General features: G+C 45.6%; 11 protein-coding genes. All 11 read left to right on the forward strand.

Going from position 1 to position 15,839, the window contains the following annotated elements; all coding sequences use genetic code 11:
* Positions 1–51 precede the first annotated feature (51 nt).
* The 11 genes from ACFQZT_RS21835 to ACFQZT_RS21885 all read left to right on the forward strand — a co-directional run bounded on the left by ACFQZT_RS21835 (position 52) and on the right by ACFQZT_RS21885 (position 15,832).
* Positions 52–1,815 (forward strand): sensor histidine kinase, encoded by a 1,764-nt coding sequence (locus ACFQZT_RS21835; protein WP_379303016.1) that lies wholly within the window; start codon positions 52–54, stop codon positions 1,813–1,815.
* Positions 1,778–3,400 (forward strand): response regulator, encoded by a 1,623-nt coding sequence (locus tag ACFQZT_RS21840; RefSeq protein ID WP_379303018.1) that lies wholly within the window; start codon positions 1,778–1,780, stop codon positions 3,398–3,400. The genes ACFQZT_RS21835 and ACFQZT_RS21840 overlap by 38 nt, the downstream gene beginning before the upstream one ends.
* 101 nt (positions 3,401–3,501) lie before the next feature.
* A complete protein-coding gene (locus ACFQZT_RS21845) occupies positions 3,502–4,818 on the forward strand; it encodes an ABC transporter substrate-binding protein (protein WP_379303021.1) in 1,317 nt (438 codons plus the stop codon).
* A gap of 209 nt (positions 4,819–5,027) precedes the next feature.
* Positions 5,028–6,047 carry a hypothetical protein gene (locus tag ACFQZT_RS21850; protein WP_379303023.1) on the forward strand — a complete coding sequence of 340 codons (1,020 nt, stop codon included), beginning with the start codon at positions 5,028–5,030 and terminating at the stop codon, positions 6,045–6,047.
* Positions 5,981–6,871, forward strand: coding sequence for a hypothetical protein (locus ACFQZT_RS21855; RefSeq protein ID WP_379303025.1), 891 nt, complete (start codon positions 5,981–5,983; stop codon positions 6,869–6,871). Before ACFQZT_RS21850 ends, ACFQZT_RS21855 begins: the two co-directional genes overlap by 67 nt.
* A gap of 196 nt (positions 6,872–7,067) precedes the next feature.
* Positions 7,068–7,217 carry a hypothetical protein gene (locus ACFQZT_RS21860; protein ID WP_379303027.1) on the forward strand — a complete coding sequence of 50 codons (150 nt, stop codon included), beginning with the start codon at positions 7,068–7,070 and terminating at the stop codon, positions 7,215–7,217.
* Between the two features lie 673 nt (positions 7,218–7,890).
* Positions 7,891–8,715 carry an AraC family transcriptional regulator gene (locus ACFQZT_RS21865; RefSeq protein ID WP_379303029.1) on the forward strand — a complete coding sequence of 275 codons (825 nt, stop codon included), beginning with the start codon at positions 7,891–7,893 and terminating at the stop codon, positions 8,713–8,715.
* Positions 8,716–9,091: 376 nt separating this feature from the next.
* Positions 9,092–12,265 (forward strand): S-layer homology domain-containing protein, encoded by a 3,174-nt coding sequence (locus ACFQZT_RS21870; RefSeq protein ID WP_379303031.1) that lies wholly within the window; start codon positions 9,092–9,094, stop codon positions 12,263–12,265.
* A gap of 241 nt (positions 12,266–12,506) precedes the next feature.
* Complete coding sequence (locus ACFQZT_RS21875) at positions 12,507–13,409, forward strand: ABC transporter permease (RefSeq protein WP_379303211.1); 903 nt, start codon at positions 12,507–12,509, stop codon at positions 13,407–13,409.
* Positions 13,410–13,421: 12 nt separating this feature from the next.
* Entirely contained in the window at positions 13,422–14,306 is an 885-nt protein-coding gene (locus ACFQZT_RS21880) for a carbohydrate ABC transporter permease (RefSeq protein ID WP_379303033.1), read from the forward strand.
* Between the two features lie 29 nt (positions 14,307–14,335).
* Complete coding sequence (locus ACFQZT_RS21885; protein WP_379303035.1) at positions 14,336–15,832, forward strand: extracellular solute-binding protein; 1,497 nt, start codon at positions 14,336–14,338, stop codon at positions 15,830–15,832.
* Positions 15,833–15,839 lie beyond the last annotated feature (7 nt).

Genomic DNA, 15,839 nt, shown 5'->3' on the forward strand with positions numbered 1-15,839 from the left:
CTGCAATCTGCAGCCTTTTTCCACTTTTGCGCCTGTTGGGGAGGGGATGCGGTGTTTAACGTTTTTAAGCGCGTGCGGATCGGCAGGCTCTTCTTCGGAAGCTTCGCCGCATTTATAGCTTTGCTTTTGCTTGTTTTTTCATGGATCAGCTATAGTTTGACCTCGCGTGAGCTGGCAGACAACACCTCCGTTTATCAGCAAGATTTATTAAACGAACTGAATAAACGTTTGGTGACTCAATTAAATTCCATCGAACAAATGTCACTTGCGGCTTCCCGGAACATTGATATTATTGGCTTTGATCCTCTTGAAAGCGATTTATTCGAGCGAAACCGGCGCAAAACGGATTTGGGAGATTTGCTTGCGAGCATCACGTATAGCACAACCATGGTACAATCCATCTATTTATATATGGATCATCCTTTCTTGGCGGATCCTCAAGGTCCGATTCGTATTTATGATTTGCAGAAGGTTAGAGACGAGGATTGGTATCCGGATATCCAAAACAACGATTTCGCATGGATTAAGGAGCGCGCGATACAGACGAATAAGGGAACCCTGCCCGTCATAAGTTTCGCCAGGAAATTGTATAACAACTCCGGCATTTATTACGGTTTGCTTTTGCTCAATGTGAAAGCTTCGGACATTCAGGGGTTGATCCGGGGTGAAACGGAGACGAGAACGAGGCTGCTGTTCGATGCGGGCGGCAGACAAATTGCATCCATCGGCGATGCGCACTTGCAAGCTAATGAATGGGAGATTATTGGCAGGATCAAGGACAAGTCCGGGAGCATGCACATATCGGCGAACCAACCGAATGATTCACTTCTTGTATGGAGTAAATCGCCTTCGAACTGGACGCTGGTTGAGCTGACGCCATGGAAAAATATCGTTCACGGAAGCATTCGGCTAGCGTTTATTCTGCTCGGCGTAGGGCTATCCGCCATTTTTATCGCGTTGTTTTTTACATTATTTATTTCCAGACAATTCACCAGGCCGATTAAGTTACTTGTTGCCTATATGGGAAAGCTTCCGGAGCAAGGCTTTGTTACTGAATTGCCGATGGACTATTCCAATGAATTTGGGAATTTATTCAACGGCTACCGCAAGCAAATGGAAAGAATCGAAGAGCTCCTGCAATCGTTGAAATCTCAGCACAAGCGCCAAAGAGAGGCCGAAATTCAAGCGCTGCAAGCGATGATCAATCCCCATTTTCTCTATAATACGTTGGATCAGTTGAATTGGCTGGCGATCGATTCGGGTCAGGATAAGATCAGCAAAATTTTATCTTTGATGGGAAAAATGTTTCGAATCGGCCTCTCCAATGGTGAAACGCTGATTTCGATGGCCGATGAGATCACGCATGTGGAATGTTATTTGCAAATTCAACAGATCCGCTGGGGGGAACGCCTTGTATTTACCATTGCCGTGGAAGAAACGGCTGCGAATCTGTATATTCCTCGACTTACTCTTCAACCTATTATTGAAAATGCGATTATTCACGGATTTCATGGGAGGAAGAAGGGGGAAATCAAGGTTACGGTCCGACTGCACGATCAAGAATTGCAATTGCAGGTTTGGGATGATGGCGTAGGACTGCGACAAGACTGGAATCAACCGAAGCGCAGAAAAACAGGCGGATATGGGTTGCGAAATGTGAAAGAGCGAATAGGCGCTTATTTTGGTCCGCCTTATGGAGTTCATATTACGAGTGCAGCGGGAGAAGGAACCGAGGTCACGATCCGATTGCCGCAAATCCATCATAAAGAGGAGGCCCGTGAGAGGTACGATGTGGAAAATACTCATTATCGATGACGATTTTCAAGTTCTGGAAGGGATGAAGAAGTCCATTCCCTGGGAAACCATTGACGCGGAGTTGGCAGGTGAGGCATCCGACGGCGTGGAAGGGCTGGATATGGTGAGACAAACCGAACCGGACATTGTGATCACGGATATCTATATGCCTGTTATGAACGGTCTTGAAATGATTGAAAAGCTCCGGGAGGCAGACTTTCGCGGTGAGATTATTATTTTGAGCGGTTACGCAGATTTTCAGTATGCCCGCCAAGCAATGCGGCTTGGGGTGACTGATTACTTATCTAAGCCGGTGACGATCGAAGAGCTGGGTGAAGTGCTGTCAAAAGTCGTTAAAGAGCTGGAAAGCAAAGAATTGAAAAAGTTGGAGCAGGAAGAAGTCAAACGAAGGCTGATGATGTATGAACCTTTTGTCCATAAGGAATGGCTTAAATCGGTTATCACAGGCACTTTTGATCCATCTTTAGCTTTCGAAAGCATTCAGCGATCTGAATATATGCATTGGTTGGAACGGAATCACATGGTGATGGGCATTGAGCTGACGAGTACGGTCCGAACCGCCAATTTATCGCTAATTGATTGGAATTTGTTTCGCTTTGCGCTTGCGAATATAATCCGGGAAATTTTGGCGGAAGAATGGTCAGAATCCGAATATATTGAGCTGCATAGCCATCATGCGGCAGTTCTGTTCAGTGCAGAGCCTTCGCTTAACCTAGAAGAGGCACGTAAGAAGATTCATTCTATTGGCAAGCGAATCGCCGAATGCGTTCAAACTTATCTAAAATTAACGATTCGCATTGGCTTGGGCTCCCTGAAAGACAACTGGCAGGAGATCGCTGATTCGACGGAGGAAGCGTTTCTGGATTTATTGCAGCAGACGACCGTGGATACGCAGGGCGAGAAGTCCATGTTTCTTTCCGAGAAAGAGGGGGCGATCAGGCCGATTAAATTTTATCAAGAACTGGCAGAGGCCATTGTCTACTCCAAGGAAGAAGCAGCTCTAAGCATCATAGAAGCTTATTTTCAGCAATTAAAGTCGGTATCAGCCGTAACACCAGCTTATTTGCAGTATTTATGCACAGAACTATGGGCTATTTTTGCTTATTCTTTATACAGCGTAGGCATTGTACTCGACGAATTGGTGCCTGATATGGAGCTGCAAAAGGAGATCGCGCAAATTCAATCGCAGGAGCAATTGAAAGGGTGGTTGAAAAACAAAATCCATCTCATTGCGACGAGTCGCCATTGGCATGAGAATTTCAGGCATAAAGAAGCGGTTGATTTTATGATTGGGTATGCGCACGAGCATTACGCGGAAGAGATCAGTCTGGAAGATATGTCGAAGCAGCTGTATTTGTCCCGAAATTATTTGAATCAAATTTTCAAGAAAGCAACCGGCGAAACGTTCACGAATTATGTGATTCGGGTGCGGATGAAGAAGGCTCAAGCTCTTTTGGCAGAAGGCAAGTACCTCATCTATGAGATTTCAGAAAAAGTAGGCTATAAAAATGTCCCATATTTCAGCACCATATTTAAAAAGTATAACGGAATCAATCCCAGTGAAGTAGGAAAAGGCGGATTGTGATGAAAAGTGAAAGAAGTGTGTTCATTACTCTGCTTTTTCTTCATTTCTGCAGTTCATATAATAAAACTATGAATGATAACAGGATTGAAGGGGGATTTACAATGAAAGCGCAGACAAAACAATGGAGCATGCTCTCGATGACTGCCCTACTGGCGCTATCCCTAAGTGCATGCGGCTCAGGGGCTCAATCAGGCAACGCGACTGCTACTACAGCGACAACGAGTACGCCAGCTGCTGCAAAAGCAGATCCCGTAAAGCTGCGAATTGTTTGGTGGGGGTCTCAGGCGAGACATGATGCGACATTAAAAGCATTAGAAGCTTATACCAAAAAACATCCCAATGTAACATTTGAGCCTGAATTTTCCGGGTTTGACGGATACGCAGATAAGCTCGCGACCCAAGCGGCGGCAAAAAATGCCCCCGACATTATCCAGATGGATCCCGCCTGGCTTGCTGAATATGCGGGCAGAAATCAACTGGCCGATTTGTCCAAAGGCATCCGTACCGAAGACATCGACAAATCGCTCGTCGATTCAGGTAAATACAAAGACAAGCTGTACGCGATTCCGCTCGGGAACAATGCAACGGGGATGATTTACAATAAAAACGCGGTTGATAAGCTGGGCGTTACACCGCCTCAAAACGGCTGGACTTGGGATCAATACTTCCAATTCGGCAAAGATGCCAAAGCTAAGCTGGATAAGGACAAGTATGTGCTTATGGACGGCACCTCCGATTATACGACGTATTCCGCCTATCAGATTAGCCAAGGTAAAGGCTATCCGATTACCGTCGATGGCAAATTTAATTTCGATAAAGAGACTTGGCTGACTTATGTGAAAAAATATGCCGAGCTGCGGGCAGCCGGGGTTATCCCACCTGCTGATATCGCGAGCACGGACAAAGAATCCGACGCGAAGCTTGATTTGATGAACAATGACAACGTGTTGATGAAACGTACGTTTGCCGCTCTCTTTCCAGGTTATGAAGGCGTGAAGCCCGGTGCTTACTCGCTTGTCGCACAGCCTAAAGGAGCGCAATCCAGCGGTTGGCTGAAACCTTCCATGTTCTGGTCGGTGAGCGCCGATTCCAAATATGCGGAAGAGTCCAAAAAATTCATCGACTGGTTCGTCAATGATTCCGAAGCAGCGGACATTCTAACGACAACGAGAGGCGTTCCGGTATCCAAAAAGATGCTCGATTATTTAACGCCCAAGTTAACGCCAGCCGATAAATTGCAAATTGAACTGATTAAGAATGTCGCTCCGGATGCTCAGCCTTTCAATCCTGGAGCTAAAGGCTGGAGCAATTATACCGCTAAGGATTACAAGAGCATCGGTGAAAAAGTTATGTTCGGCAAATTGACGCCAGAAGCAGCTTTTGACGAGCTTGTGAAAAAAGCAAAAGACTATCAATAAAACGAACAAGGGATAGAAAGCTAGATAGTTAGCTAGATAGAAAGCAAAAAAACCGCGGCTGCGGTTTTTTTGCTTTGATATAAGATCTCAGGGGGGCAGGGGCGAATTGGTGCTAGAAAGTAACTAAACATTTTACAAAAGTAATCATTAAATCTTGTGCAGAACTGTCATATAATACGGATAAAGAGCAAATGAAGGAGCTGATCCTTTTGTCCATGCAACCGCAAATGACGGAAAAGGCCTCAAATACCGGTAACTTCAAGCATTCTGTAACGATGCTGATGGGGATGTGGCTTATTGTAGGCGTGTTTATCGATGGTTTTGCACATAACCATGGTGTAGTCGAAACTTTTTTTACGCCATGGCACGCCATTTTGTATTCCGGCTATGTGGCTTGCGCTGGTTGGATTTTCATCTTGACCGTGCAGAATAAATCCAAAGCCGATCATGCAACTTGGGCGCAAGCCATTCCGGTGGGCTACAAGCTTGGGGTAGCCGGTGTTATTGTTTTTTTCATCGGAGGTATCGGCGATATGATCTGGCATACCGTGTTTGGCATCGAGAAAAATATTGCAGCGCTCCTAAGCCCGACGCATCTGATCCTATTGACAGGCGGTTTGCTGATTCTAACCAGCCCATACCGGGCGCTGCGCGAATCTGTGAACGAAGAAGCTCCGACATTCAGGCAATTGCTGCCTGCGTTGACTTCTGTAGCATTAACTTTTGCGGTAATAGCTTTTTTCCTCATGTACGCCTGGTCGTTCCGGCAAAATTTATGGATGGCTAGAGAAGAAGATGCCGTCGCGAAGGCGATAGTCGATTTTTTGATCACGACGATGCTTCTGGTTTTACCGGTCATGTTTGTGCTCAGACGCTGGAAGCTGCCGACCGGTACGGTCACTTTTTTCTTCGTATTCGAAGCGATCTTGATGGCAGTCCTCGACGGATTCTCACAATACGGTTCCATAGTGATTTTGCTGATCAGCGGGGTGGCGGGGGATTGGCTGTTCGGGTCCATTAAAGAGAAGGAGCCCTGTGTTTGGCAGTATCGGGTTGTATTTTTCGTCATTCCGGTCATTATCTGGGGCTTGTATTTTGCGGATTTGCAAATCTTTCACACGCTCGATTGGGCGCCGGAATTGTGGGGAGGCGCCATTTTTATATGCGGTCTCGGCTCAATGGGCTTGAGTATTCTGACAACGCCGATCGTTCGGGGCAACCACCGGTGAGGCGGGCAGCTGCCGGTCTGATCTGCACTGCGATCTTGCTAACCGCTTGCGGAACGGATTCTTCGAAGCAAAGCATGAAGATGAGCATGCCGATGCCGGCATCTACGTCATCAGCGGCTCACAGCCACAGCGGTGATGCCATCGCTCATTTTTCGGTCGTGTCACAGAACTATTTGCCAAACGAGGATGCGGACGTAACGATTCTCATTCAAGATAAATGGAACAGACCTATTGACAATTTCGAGCTCCTACATGAAAAGCAGCTGCATTTGATCGTCGTCAGCAAAGATCTATCGTACTTCGCCCATCTGCATCCGGCATACAAAGGCGGTGGCCGATTCGACATCATGACCCGGTTCCCTTCCGGTGGCGATTATCAATTGATTGCCGATTTTGCGCCACAGGGGATGGGAGAGACCGTACAAAGCCATTGGACGCATATCGGAGGTCAGGAGAATAAAGCAGAAGAGCTTCGACCGGATGCTAGTCTTACGAAAATAGTTGGCGGCAACGAAGCAACCCTTTCCTTCGATCATTTGATGGCCGGTATGGACTTGAGCATGGCGTTATCCATTAAGAATGCTGAGACGAAATTGCCGGAGACCGATTTGCAGCCTTATTTGGGCAGCTTGGCCCATGCGGTTGCCATCAGCGCGGACGCTAAGGAATACGTGCACGTCCATCCGAATGAACCAAAAGGGTCTGACCCGAATGCTGTTTTTACCATCAACTTCCCTAAAAGCGGCATTTATAAAATATGGGGGCAGTTTCAACAGCACAATGAAGTGTTCACTGTCCCTTTTACGATAAAGGTGCCTGATTAAGTGCCGGCTTGGCTCGATATTATGAGCTTGCCGGTTTTTTTACGTTGGGGCATGATTTGGGACGAATGAGGGGGCCAATTGAGCTAGGAGAAACGCCGTCAAGAGGTGTATATGAAAGTAAACGCTGGTATATGGAATGATCGCGCTTAGCTTCTTATACTTAAACTATCAACTGCCAACCATTGGGGAGGGGCATATGAAAATGAAACTGAAGGGAGATAGCGTGTTTGCAACCAAACGCAAACGAGTCCGAAGCCGTCTGCATCCGCGTCCGCGTCGAATTTGGTCGTCGGGGAGCGGCAGTTTAGAACTTGGTGCTAAGTTCGGAACTGCTTCTTTTTGCTAAATGGGATATTAGGCTAGATACTTTTGTGGGCAAGTGAGGATGTCTTGGAACCTGATATTCGTGTGTGTGTTGGCTGGTGCTTGCTCATGGAACTCGGTACCTTATTTGGCAATACTTTTTGAGAACTAATGTTCGCTAATAACGCCCGAAGAGGCGCTAAATGGGGAGGCATTCCCGTCTTGGGTGCGATTAGAGAACAAAAGTCCATGTATAACGAACATGGTTCTTTAATTATGGACTTTTGTTCGTTCGAGACCTGTTTGGAACATTCCTCCAAAAAATAGCGACCCAACTGTACGCTAATAGCGACTTTAAGTCCAAAACTCAACTGAAGCTGCTTTCTTCCAACAACCACCCAGGAGGGGGACGTTCTTAGCTTTTGTAGCTATTGCAGACACCAGATCCATGATCGCAGAGGGGGGGGGGGCTCCATCTTAATTTAGCATTTATCTACTTTCGAGTTTTCTTGCTCTCTTTGCATAATAAAGGTAGGGGGGATACGAAACTCATTTTCATGGTATCAATTGCAATCCATTATGAAAGCGTTGCCATGAAATTCCGAGAGGGCTAATTCAATGGGAGATCGCGAGGGTGTTTTGAAAGTGCACACATTTCTGAACTAGGTTTGTATGACAGGGTCTATAAACAATCCATATATAAAAGGGGGAGGCTCTTGTTACCTAATAGAATGTATCCGGCACAAAGCCGGTCAAACGATTATTTGCCGCTTGGTCTATATTCCATTGGTCATCACAAACAACCTCCGGTTTATCAACCAAACGGTGCAAATGTATGCCATGTCATCATCGGGAAAAAAGGCAATGGCGTGTTTCGGATTGCCGGAGAACATGATTTCATCCTCAGCCCGCAGCATGCAGTTATCATTAAACAGCGTATTCCTCACGAATTTACCCCGGTTGATGAGAAGTGGGAGACCGTGTCTATCGGTTTTTATTGCAATCCTTTTGTTTTGGCGCAATTTAGTCTGAGAGCCCATAGGCCGATTTCATTATTTTCTTTACAGCGAATCATGGAGCTGACCGAGCTGTTGTGGCGGCATGGAGATCAAGCGCAGGGATCAGACTGGAAAACCTCAGAAATCATTTACTCGTTGTTGCTCGAGATCAAGATGCAGTCGGACTGCCTTCAGCAGCAGGCCTCTTTTCCTTTGATGACGATACAGAAAATTATGGAATATATACATGACCATTACGCAAATAGGCTCACGCTTACCGAATTATCCCGTATTTTCGGATATTCCCCGCAGCATTTAAACCGGATTTTCCGGAAAGAGCTGGGTTACTCTGTGCATCAATATATCTTGAAAATACAGTTGGAGCAGGCGGCGGAGCTGCTTGGTAACAAAATGTTAACGGTCGAGCAGGTAGCCGATCGGGTAGGGATGGAATGGAGGTCTTTTTACCGGCTGTTTCAGCGGATGTACCAAAGATCACCCGGTCAATTCAGAAAGGATTGCATAAGAAAAGAACCCAGTTAGAGATGGAATCCCGCAGGCTGAAGAAGCTTTGCGGGATTTTTTGTCTAAACGAAGAGAGTAAAAAAAAGGGGACCTCCATAAGCGGGAGCCCCATATAAGTAAGCGCATATTCGAGGAGAAAGGCGCTGAAAACCGGATTAAACCAGCACTATAGTTCGGATTATAGAACAGTTCTGAAATCAATAACATGTTCAAAAGGAATATATAATCTGGCTTTTTTGAATTAATTTGAAATCGCTTTCATAGTTTGTTCTGTTTCACCATATTTACGTTCAGTACGTACATAACAAAAAAAGATTCCCTTCGATAAACTAAAGCATAGCGAGACCAATTTAACCTATATTCGAGGTATATTTAGAGAGGGGAAAGAAAGAGTATGAAGAAAAGCTTATCCATGATCGCAGCAATCACGCTGGCACTATCCATGTTCGGATCAACCGCTTTGGCTGATGGCACAGCTGCGAATGCAAGCACGGGTTCAGGGAAGTCTTCCGCAGACTTTAAAGATCTCAAAGATTTAGACGCCTCAACAAAAACGAAGTTCGATGCGTTGATTCAAGCGGGGATTTTCGACGGAGTCAGTAGTGATACGTTCGGTTTGACCGATGAAATGAATCGCGCGCAATTTGCGAAAGTGGCGGCGCTTATTTTCAACCTGAAGGTGGATAAGGACATGAAAGCATCCAGTTTCAACGATGTCAAAGCGGAGGATCCTTCAAATGGTTACGCATTGCCTTACATCGAAGCAGTCAAAGCTGCAGGCATTACTGATGGAATTGAGGATGGCGTCTTCAATCCGGCAGGCAAAGTTACCAAAGAGCAATTGGCAACATTTCTCGTACGCGGTTTGGGCTTGGAAACTACTGCCAAGTCTACGAATGGTGTTGAGGACAGCACAGTATCCGATTGGGCCAAAGGCTATGTCGCATTGGCGTTGCAAAAAGGCTTGCTGAATAATGGCGCTGACGGCAAGTTCGGGGGGCAGGTGAATGCCACTCGGGAATTGCTTGTCGTTTCTGCATACAACGCAAATCAACCTTCAAAAGCCTCTATTTCTAGCGCAAAAGCGACCGGTGTACAATTGATTCAGGTGTCGTTAAACCGGGATGTAGATACGGCAAAAGCATCCTTTACGGTAAAGAAAGGCACGGTTACGATCAATACAACAGTGAAATGGGCGGACGATAAAAAATCCGCTGCTTTAACGCTTAGCGACAATAAACTATCTGCCGGCGAATACACAGTCACGCTCGGAGGATTGGATGCAACAGCCATCGAACAGGCGTCCGCTTCCTTCACGGCTCAAGATGAGATGATACAGAAAATCGAATTCGTCAACTCAAGCGATACGCTTGCCGACGCGAAGAACGTCGTTGTGAAGATGAAAGCAACGAATCAATACGGCGAGAACGCTTCCTTGTCCGGCGGTTCATATTCAGTCATCGCCGGAAATAACAACGACGTCAATCCGCGTCTTATTAGAGAATCGGACGGGTCATTAAGTTTGAAGCTCGATACAAGCTCATTAACAGGGAAACAAGAAAATGTATCGGTGATTCCGGTCAACGTCTGGTTGAACGAACCGCACATCTCGGTAAGCAAGAACTTTACGCTCGGCGTAGCGCCTTTTGTATCCAAATTAGAGCTGGGAACGGTAAAATACAGCAGTGGATCTGCGATTAATAAGCAAGGGGATACGGCTACATTTAACATCAATCTGTACGATCAATATGGCAATGTGTTAAACAGAGACAGTGATGCGTATAAGGATTCGAACATACAATCGATCGTTTCGCCATATGAGGACAATTTGAAGGTCGATCAAGGAAATTGGGATACAAACAATTCGAATCTGCCTCAAGCGCGCGTTTCTTTGAAGAAGGATATTGATAAATCCGGCGATTATTCGATCCAAATTTACTATCAAGGCGCCTCAGCGCAAACGAAAATCAGTGTGAAATCGGCAGCCGTCGCAACCAAAGTTGAGATTGGCGATTTGGGTAATGAGATTGCGGCGGGAGACAGAGACATTTACATCCCGGTGAATGCTTATGATGCAAGCGGTAACAAGTTAAGTTTGGACGATCTGGTAAGCGACACAAATATCGGCCGAATAAAAGTAAGTGTTTCAGGGGCAAGCTATGAATCGTCCATTTTGAACGTAGGCGACCATAAAGGTACGATCCATCTGAAGGATCTTGCGGTGAATGCTAGAGGCATAATCTCTGTCACCGCCTATATCGCAACGGTTAATGCGAACAGTAATTCCTCAAAAACGTATACGGTGAAGCCCGTCCGCGTTCCGGATCATTTGAAGGTTTCTTCCGAACCTGCGAAGTATGTGGTTCCAAGCGCTTTCACAACATTCGCGGTTCAAGCGATCGATCAATACGGCTCCAGCATGGACAGTTCTTTCGTTACGGACGGTAACGGCAATTTGCTGTTAGGCGCCACGGATGCAAGCAGTGTAACGGGGAATGTATATTATTATGCTACCCTTACGCCTAACAATCTGACCGCAGGCAAAACATGGATCTCCACAGATTCGGACGGAGCTGGCATGATCGGCGTTTCGGAAGACTATGATGCTGCAGCCGGTATGGCGACCTTCAAGCATGTTATTGCCGATGCGAATGGCAGCGGACTAAAGAATGATCATTTTGATACGATGAATAACACCTATCGATTATACACGTCTGCCGGCGCTTCCGGTTCCTTCGGATTTACAGTCAAATTGATCAAGGTCGGGAAAGACGGCAAAGAAACTGCAATAGATAGTGTAAGCCGTTCAACAAGCGTACTGTCCAACAATGAAAGCTTGACGTATTCGGTTAGTTCCGTCCCTACTTTATTTAATGCTCTTAGTAATGGAGTCATTGCTACAACGAAGTATGACGGAGTGACAGAGTTAACGGACACGGTGCAAAAGGACGCCCAAAACGGGAAATTCGGCAAAGAAATTACGATTTCCGCAGTGACCGCGTCCGGCGATTCGGTTGCAACTTTGTCGAAGCAGATTACGTCCGTAACAACTTCAAACACTTCGGTTACTAAGGTCGTATACAGCGCCGGACAAGCGTTCGTTGTCGGCAATAATGCTGGTACGGCAACAGTCGTCATAAGCTATAGAAGCGCTGACGGTTCGATTAAGACGCTCAGCACGAAAGTAACTGTAAAGGGAGATACACTTGCTGTAGATCATGTCACTGCAGGGAACGGCGGGGTGCAAACGATCGGCTTATCCGGTAATGATGCTTGGAACGTTATGGATCTGCAGGTGTATGACAACTATGGCAATGAATTTGAAAAGGGCGACGCCATGAAATATAACTACCTGTTTGGCGTTGTTTTCTCTACAGCACATATAATGGCTGTAGACAGTACTCGCCCTACAGGAAGGGTTAATATTGATCAGTATGGAAATATTACAATTACCAAGGCGGACGGGTCAACTCCGACAAACGCAGCGGAAGCAAACGTTTCTTCATTCGAATTGACGGCAGTTTCGGCTAACGGCATATCCGGAACTACGCCGATTAAAGTGCAGTAAGACATTGTTGTTATTAACTTTAGGAGGGCTGTCTCTTCAGCAGCATAAGCTGCTTAGGGGACGGCCTTGTTTTTGTTTTTTTGCTTTCTCAATTGACAACGCTTCCATAATGGGATATGATTAATTTGCGAGATTGATTAACCGGTTAATCAAATTTGCTGAACCGGTTAATCCATAAAATGACATTATGCAACATGAAATGCGCCCGATATTCATTGTGGAGAGAGAGGGGTTGAATCAAATTCGTGCGAATTCCAAGCTTAAACAAATGTGGACCGACAAAACGCTCTACTTTATGCTGCTTCCAGGCTTAGCCTATTTTATCATCTTCCATGTATGGCCGATTATCGGCATGAAGCTGGCGTTTTATGAATATCGCATTCTTGGCCATAACGTCTTTGTAGGACTTAAATATTTCAGGGACCTGTTCAGTACACCGATCTTCTCACAAGTGCTGGAAAATACGTTAATCATCAGTGCGATGAAGATGTTTATTATTTTTCCGATTCCGATCCTGTTTGCGTTAATGCTCAATGAGTTCATGAACGGCAAATTCCGCAAAGCGGTGCAAGTCGTCTCGTACTTGCCGCATTTTCTTTCATGGGTCGTAATCGCGGGCATTTGGTTCGAATTTTTGTCGCCGTCAACAGGGGCTATTAATGAATTGATCAAGGCGTTGGGGTTCCCGACTCATGACTTTTTGACGGACAAAACGGTCATCAGGTGGATTCTCGTTGCCAGTGAAGCCTGGCGCAGTGTCGGTTGGGATTCGATCCTTTTCCTTGCAGCGATTCTGGGCATCTCTCCCAGTCTTTATGAAGCGGCTTATGTCGATGGCGCGAACCGCTGGCATATTGTTACACGCATCGTGATACCCGCTTTGTACGTACCGATGGTGACCATCTTTATCTTGAATGTCGGTTTTATTATGAATGCCGGTCTCGACCAAGTGATCAACTTTACCAACGATTCGGTCAATAGTCAAATCGATATTATTGATACTTACGTATACCGGATGGGCTTGCTTAACGGCCAATATTCATTTGCCACAGCTGCCAACTTGTTTAAAAGTGTGATTGGTGTGATCCTTGTGCTCTCCACTCATTTCATATCGAAAAAACTAACCTCAAAAGGGGCATGGTAAGGAGGTGTCTGCATGGTAGGACGGAAATTAACCGTTTCCAAAGTGTTGATCGGAATCATTCTAACGGTCATGACCCTGACGATGTTCGTGCCGATTATGAACTTGTTTGCCAAAGCACTTTCCAATCCGGACAAAGTCCATTTGCTCCATGGTTATGAGATTTGGCCTAAAGGCTTCTCCTTCATCAATTTTCAGGTCGTGCTGATGAATCCCATTGTGACAAAAGCACTCCTTAATTCTTTATTTATTACGATAGTAGGCACATGCTTAAGTATTTTTTTCACAACGATTACAGCATTCGTTCTGACAAGGAAAAACTTGGTCGGCAAAACACCGCTTATGATTTTTCTTATTTTCATTATGATCTTCGAGCCTGGGGTTATTCAAGAATACATGGTGATCAAAGATTTGCATTTGCTGGATAGTCTTTGGTCGATGGTCCTGTATCGTACGATCAACGTATTTTACCTGATTGTGATGATGAGATTCATTGAGGACATTCCCGATTCTTTAATTGAAGCGGCCAAGATCGACGGGGCCGGGCATATGAAAATATTTCTTCGAATTGTATTGCCGCTTTCCCGCATTCCTCTGCTTACCATTGGTATGTTTTATGCGATCGCAAGATGGAATGAGTTTTTTAAATCCAGTATTTTTCTCTCAAGCCGAGACCACACGGTATTACAAGTGCTGCTAAGACAGTTTGTAGTGGAAAGAGACACGACGACATTAGTCGGCGCGGTTGATCTGCTTAAAAATAATCATATCGCGCAGCTGGATTTTTCAGCCTTGAAGGCGGCTACAATCGTGATTGCCATGATTCCGATTCTCATGCTCTATCCCATTATTCTGAAGTACTACACCAATGGAGTAATGGAAGGCGGCATCAAAGAATAAATCCATACCCAAAAAGGGAGGAAACAGAAATGAAAAAAATGCTTAGCGTTTTAGCTGTAGGCTTAATGGTTATTACCACAGCGTGTAGTACCGGCGGGGGCCAAAAATCTGAACCATCTTCGGCTCCGGCAGCAAGTGCGGGTGCAACCTCATCAACCAAAAGTCAAGAGCCTGTTACTATCTCCATCGTAGACAAAGATTTTCCGCAAGACGATCCTAATACAAAGTTATTGATTAACGGGATCGAACAAGGCATGAAAGCAGAAGGAAAGAACGTTAAGTTGAACATTGTTCCTGTGCAAAGCGGCACCTACTCAGAGAAATTAGGTCTGCTGCTGCAAAGCGGCAACATTCCTGACTTGATCTATTTCCAAGGCGGGGACTATCAATTTGGAGTCACTCAAAAAATTCTCGAAGACTTAACGCCATTCATTGATAAATCTACTTATGTGAAAGCTTCAATGACGGACTTTAATAAAGAAAGAATGAAGAACTATCCGTACTTAGTATGGCTGGCGCCGATTAACAGCAAGGTTCCGGTCGTTCGTCAAGACTCTTTTGACAAAACAGCTTCGGGCAAAGCTTTATTGGATAATCCGACAACGGATAATTATTATAACTTCTTTAAAGAATTGAAAGAAAAAACCGGAGCTAAATATGTCTACACCACTGCAGGCGATATTGATGAGCTTGACGTGATGTTCGGGCAGGCGTTCGGACTAACTTCAACATGGATCAAAGGCGCCGATGGCAAGTACGCATTTGGCAAAACGACGCAGTATGAGAAAGATAAGCTGGAATTCTATGCCAAGCTGTATAAAGAAGGATTGCTGGATCCGGAGTATCTGACCAAAAAATTCGATACGAAAGAGAAAGCGTTTTATGACGGTCAAGCAGCCATCATTGCGGGTACGCAAGGTAAAGTTATCGATATTTATAATACGAAGTCATCCACGCAAAACGGCGCGTCCGCTAAAGTGATGCCGCTGCCGCCGGCCAAAGGCAAAGCCCAAGGCTACACGCCGGTTGATGTCAGCAAGGAAAGCCGCGGATTTGCCATTTCCAGTACTTCCAAGAACAAAGAGATGGCTTTTGCCGTGCTAGAGTTCTTGGCCAGTCCAAAGGGTCAAATGCTCGATAAAGTCGGCGTAGAGGGCGAACAATATCAAATCGTCAATAACAAAATCAAGCTTACGGACAAATTTGCTGCCTGGTATCCGCACTTTGTTGAGTCGACATTCAATTTCAAGCCTGATAAAGAATTCGATCCGTCGACGCCTTACTTATCGGCTCCGGCAAGCAAATCGCTGGAAATGTTCACCGCCATGTCCACCAAAGATAATGCGTTTATTATGCCTGCTGATCTCGCGGCCAAATGGGACGCATGTACGGCGCTTTATAAAGAATTCGCTGCAAATGTAGTAACCGGCAAGAAAACGGTGGCGGATTTCGATAAGTTCGTTCAAGCATGGAACGCTGCAGGCGGTAAAGACATTACCGATTACGCGAATAAAACGATCAAGTAAAAATGAA

The sequence above is a fragment of the Paenibacillus sp. GCM10027628 genome (assembly GCF_042676385.1).
In the GTDB taxonomy this organism is placed as follows: domain Bacteria; phylum Bacillota; class Bacilli; order Paenibacillales; family NBRC-103111; genus Paenibacillus_E.

Coding starts and splice junctions, on each gene's coding strand:
- ACFQZT_RS21855 (WP_379303025.1), top strand. CDS start 5,981: ATGCGGTCTCGGCTCAATGGGCTTGAGTATTCTGACAACGCCGATCGT.
- ACFQZT_RS21885 (WP_379303035.1), top strand. CDS start 14,336: ATGAAAAAAATGCTTAGCGTTTTAGCTGTAGGCTTAATGGTTATTACC.
- ACFQZT_RS21845 (WP_379303021.1), top strand. CDS start 3,502: ATGAAAGCGCAGACAAAACAATGGAGCATGCTCTCGATGACTGCCCTA.
- ACFQZT_RS21860 (WP_379303027.1), top strand. CDS start 7,068: ATGAAAATGAAACTGAAGGGAGATAGCGTGTTTGCAACCAAACGCAAA.
- ACFQZT_RS21880 (WP_379303033.1), top strand. CDS start 13,422: ATGGTAGGACGGAAATTAACCGTTTCCAAAGTGTTGATCGGAATCATT.
- ACFQZT_RS21870 (WP_379303031.1), top strand. CDS start 9,092: ATGAAGAAAAGCTTATCCATGATCGCAGCAATCACGCTGGCACTATCC.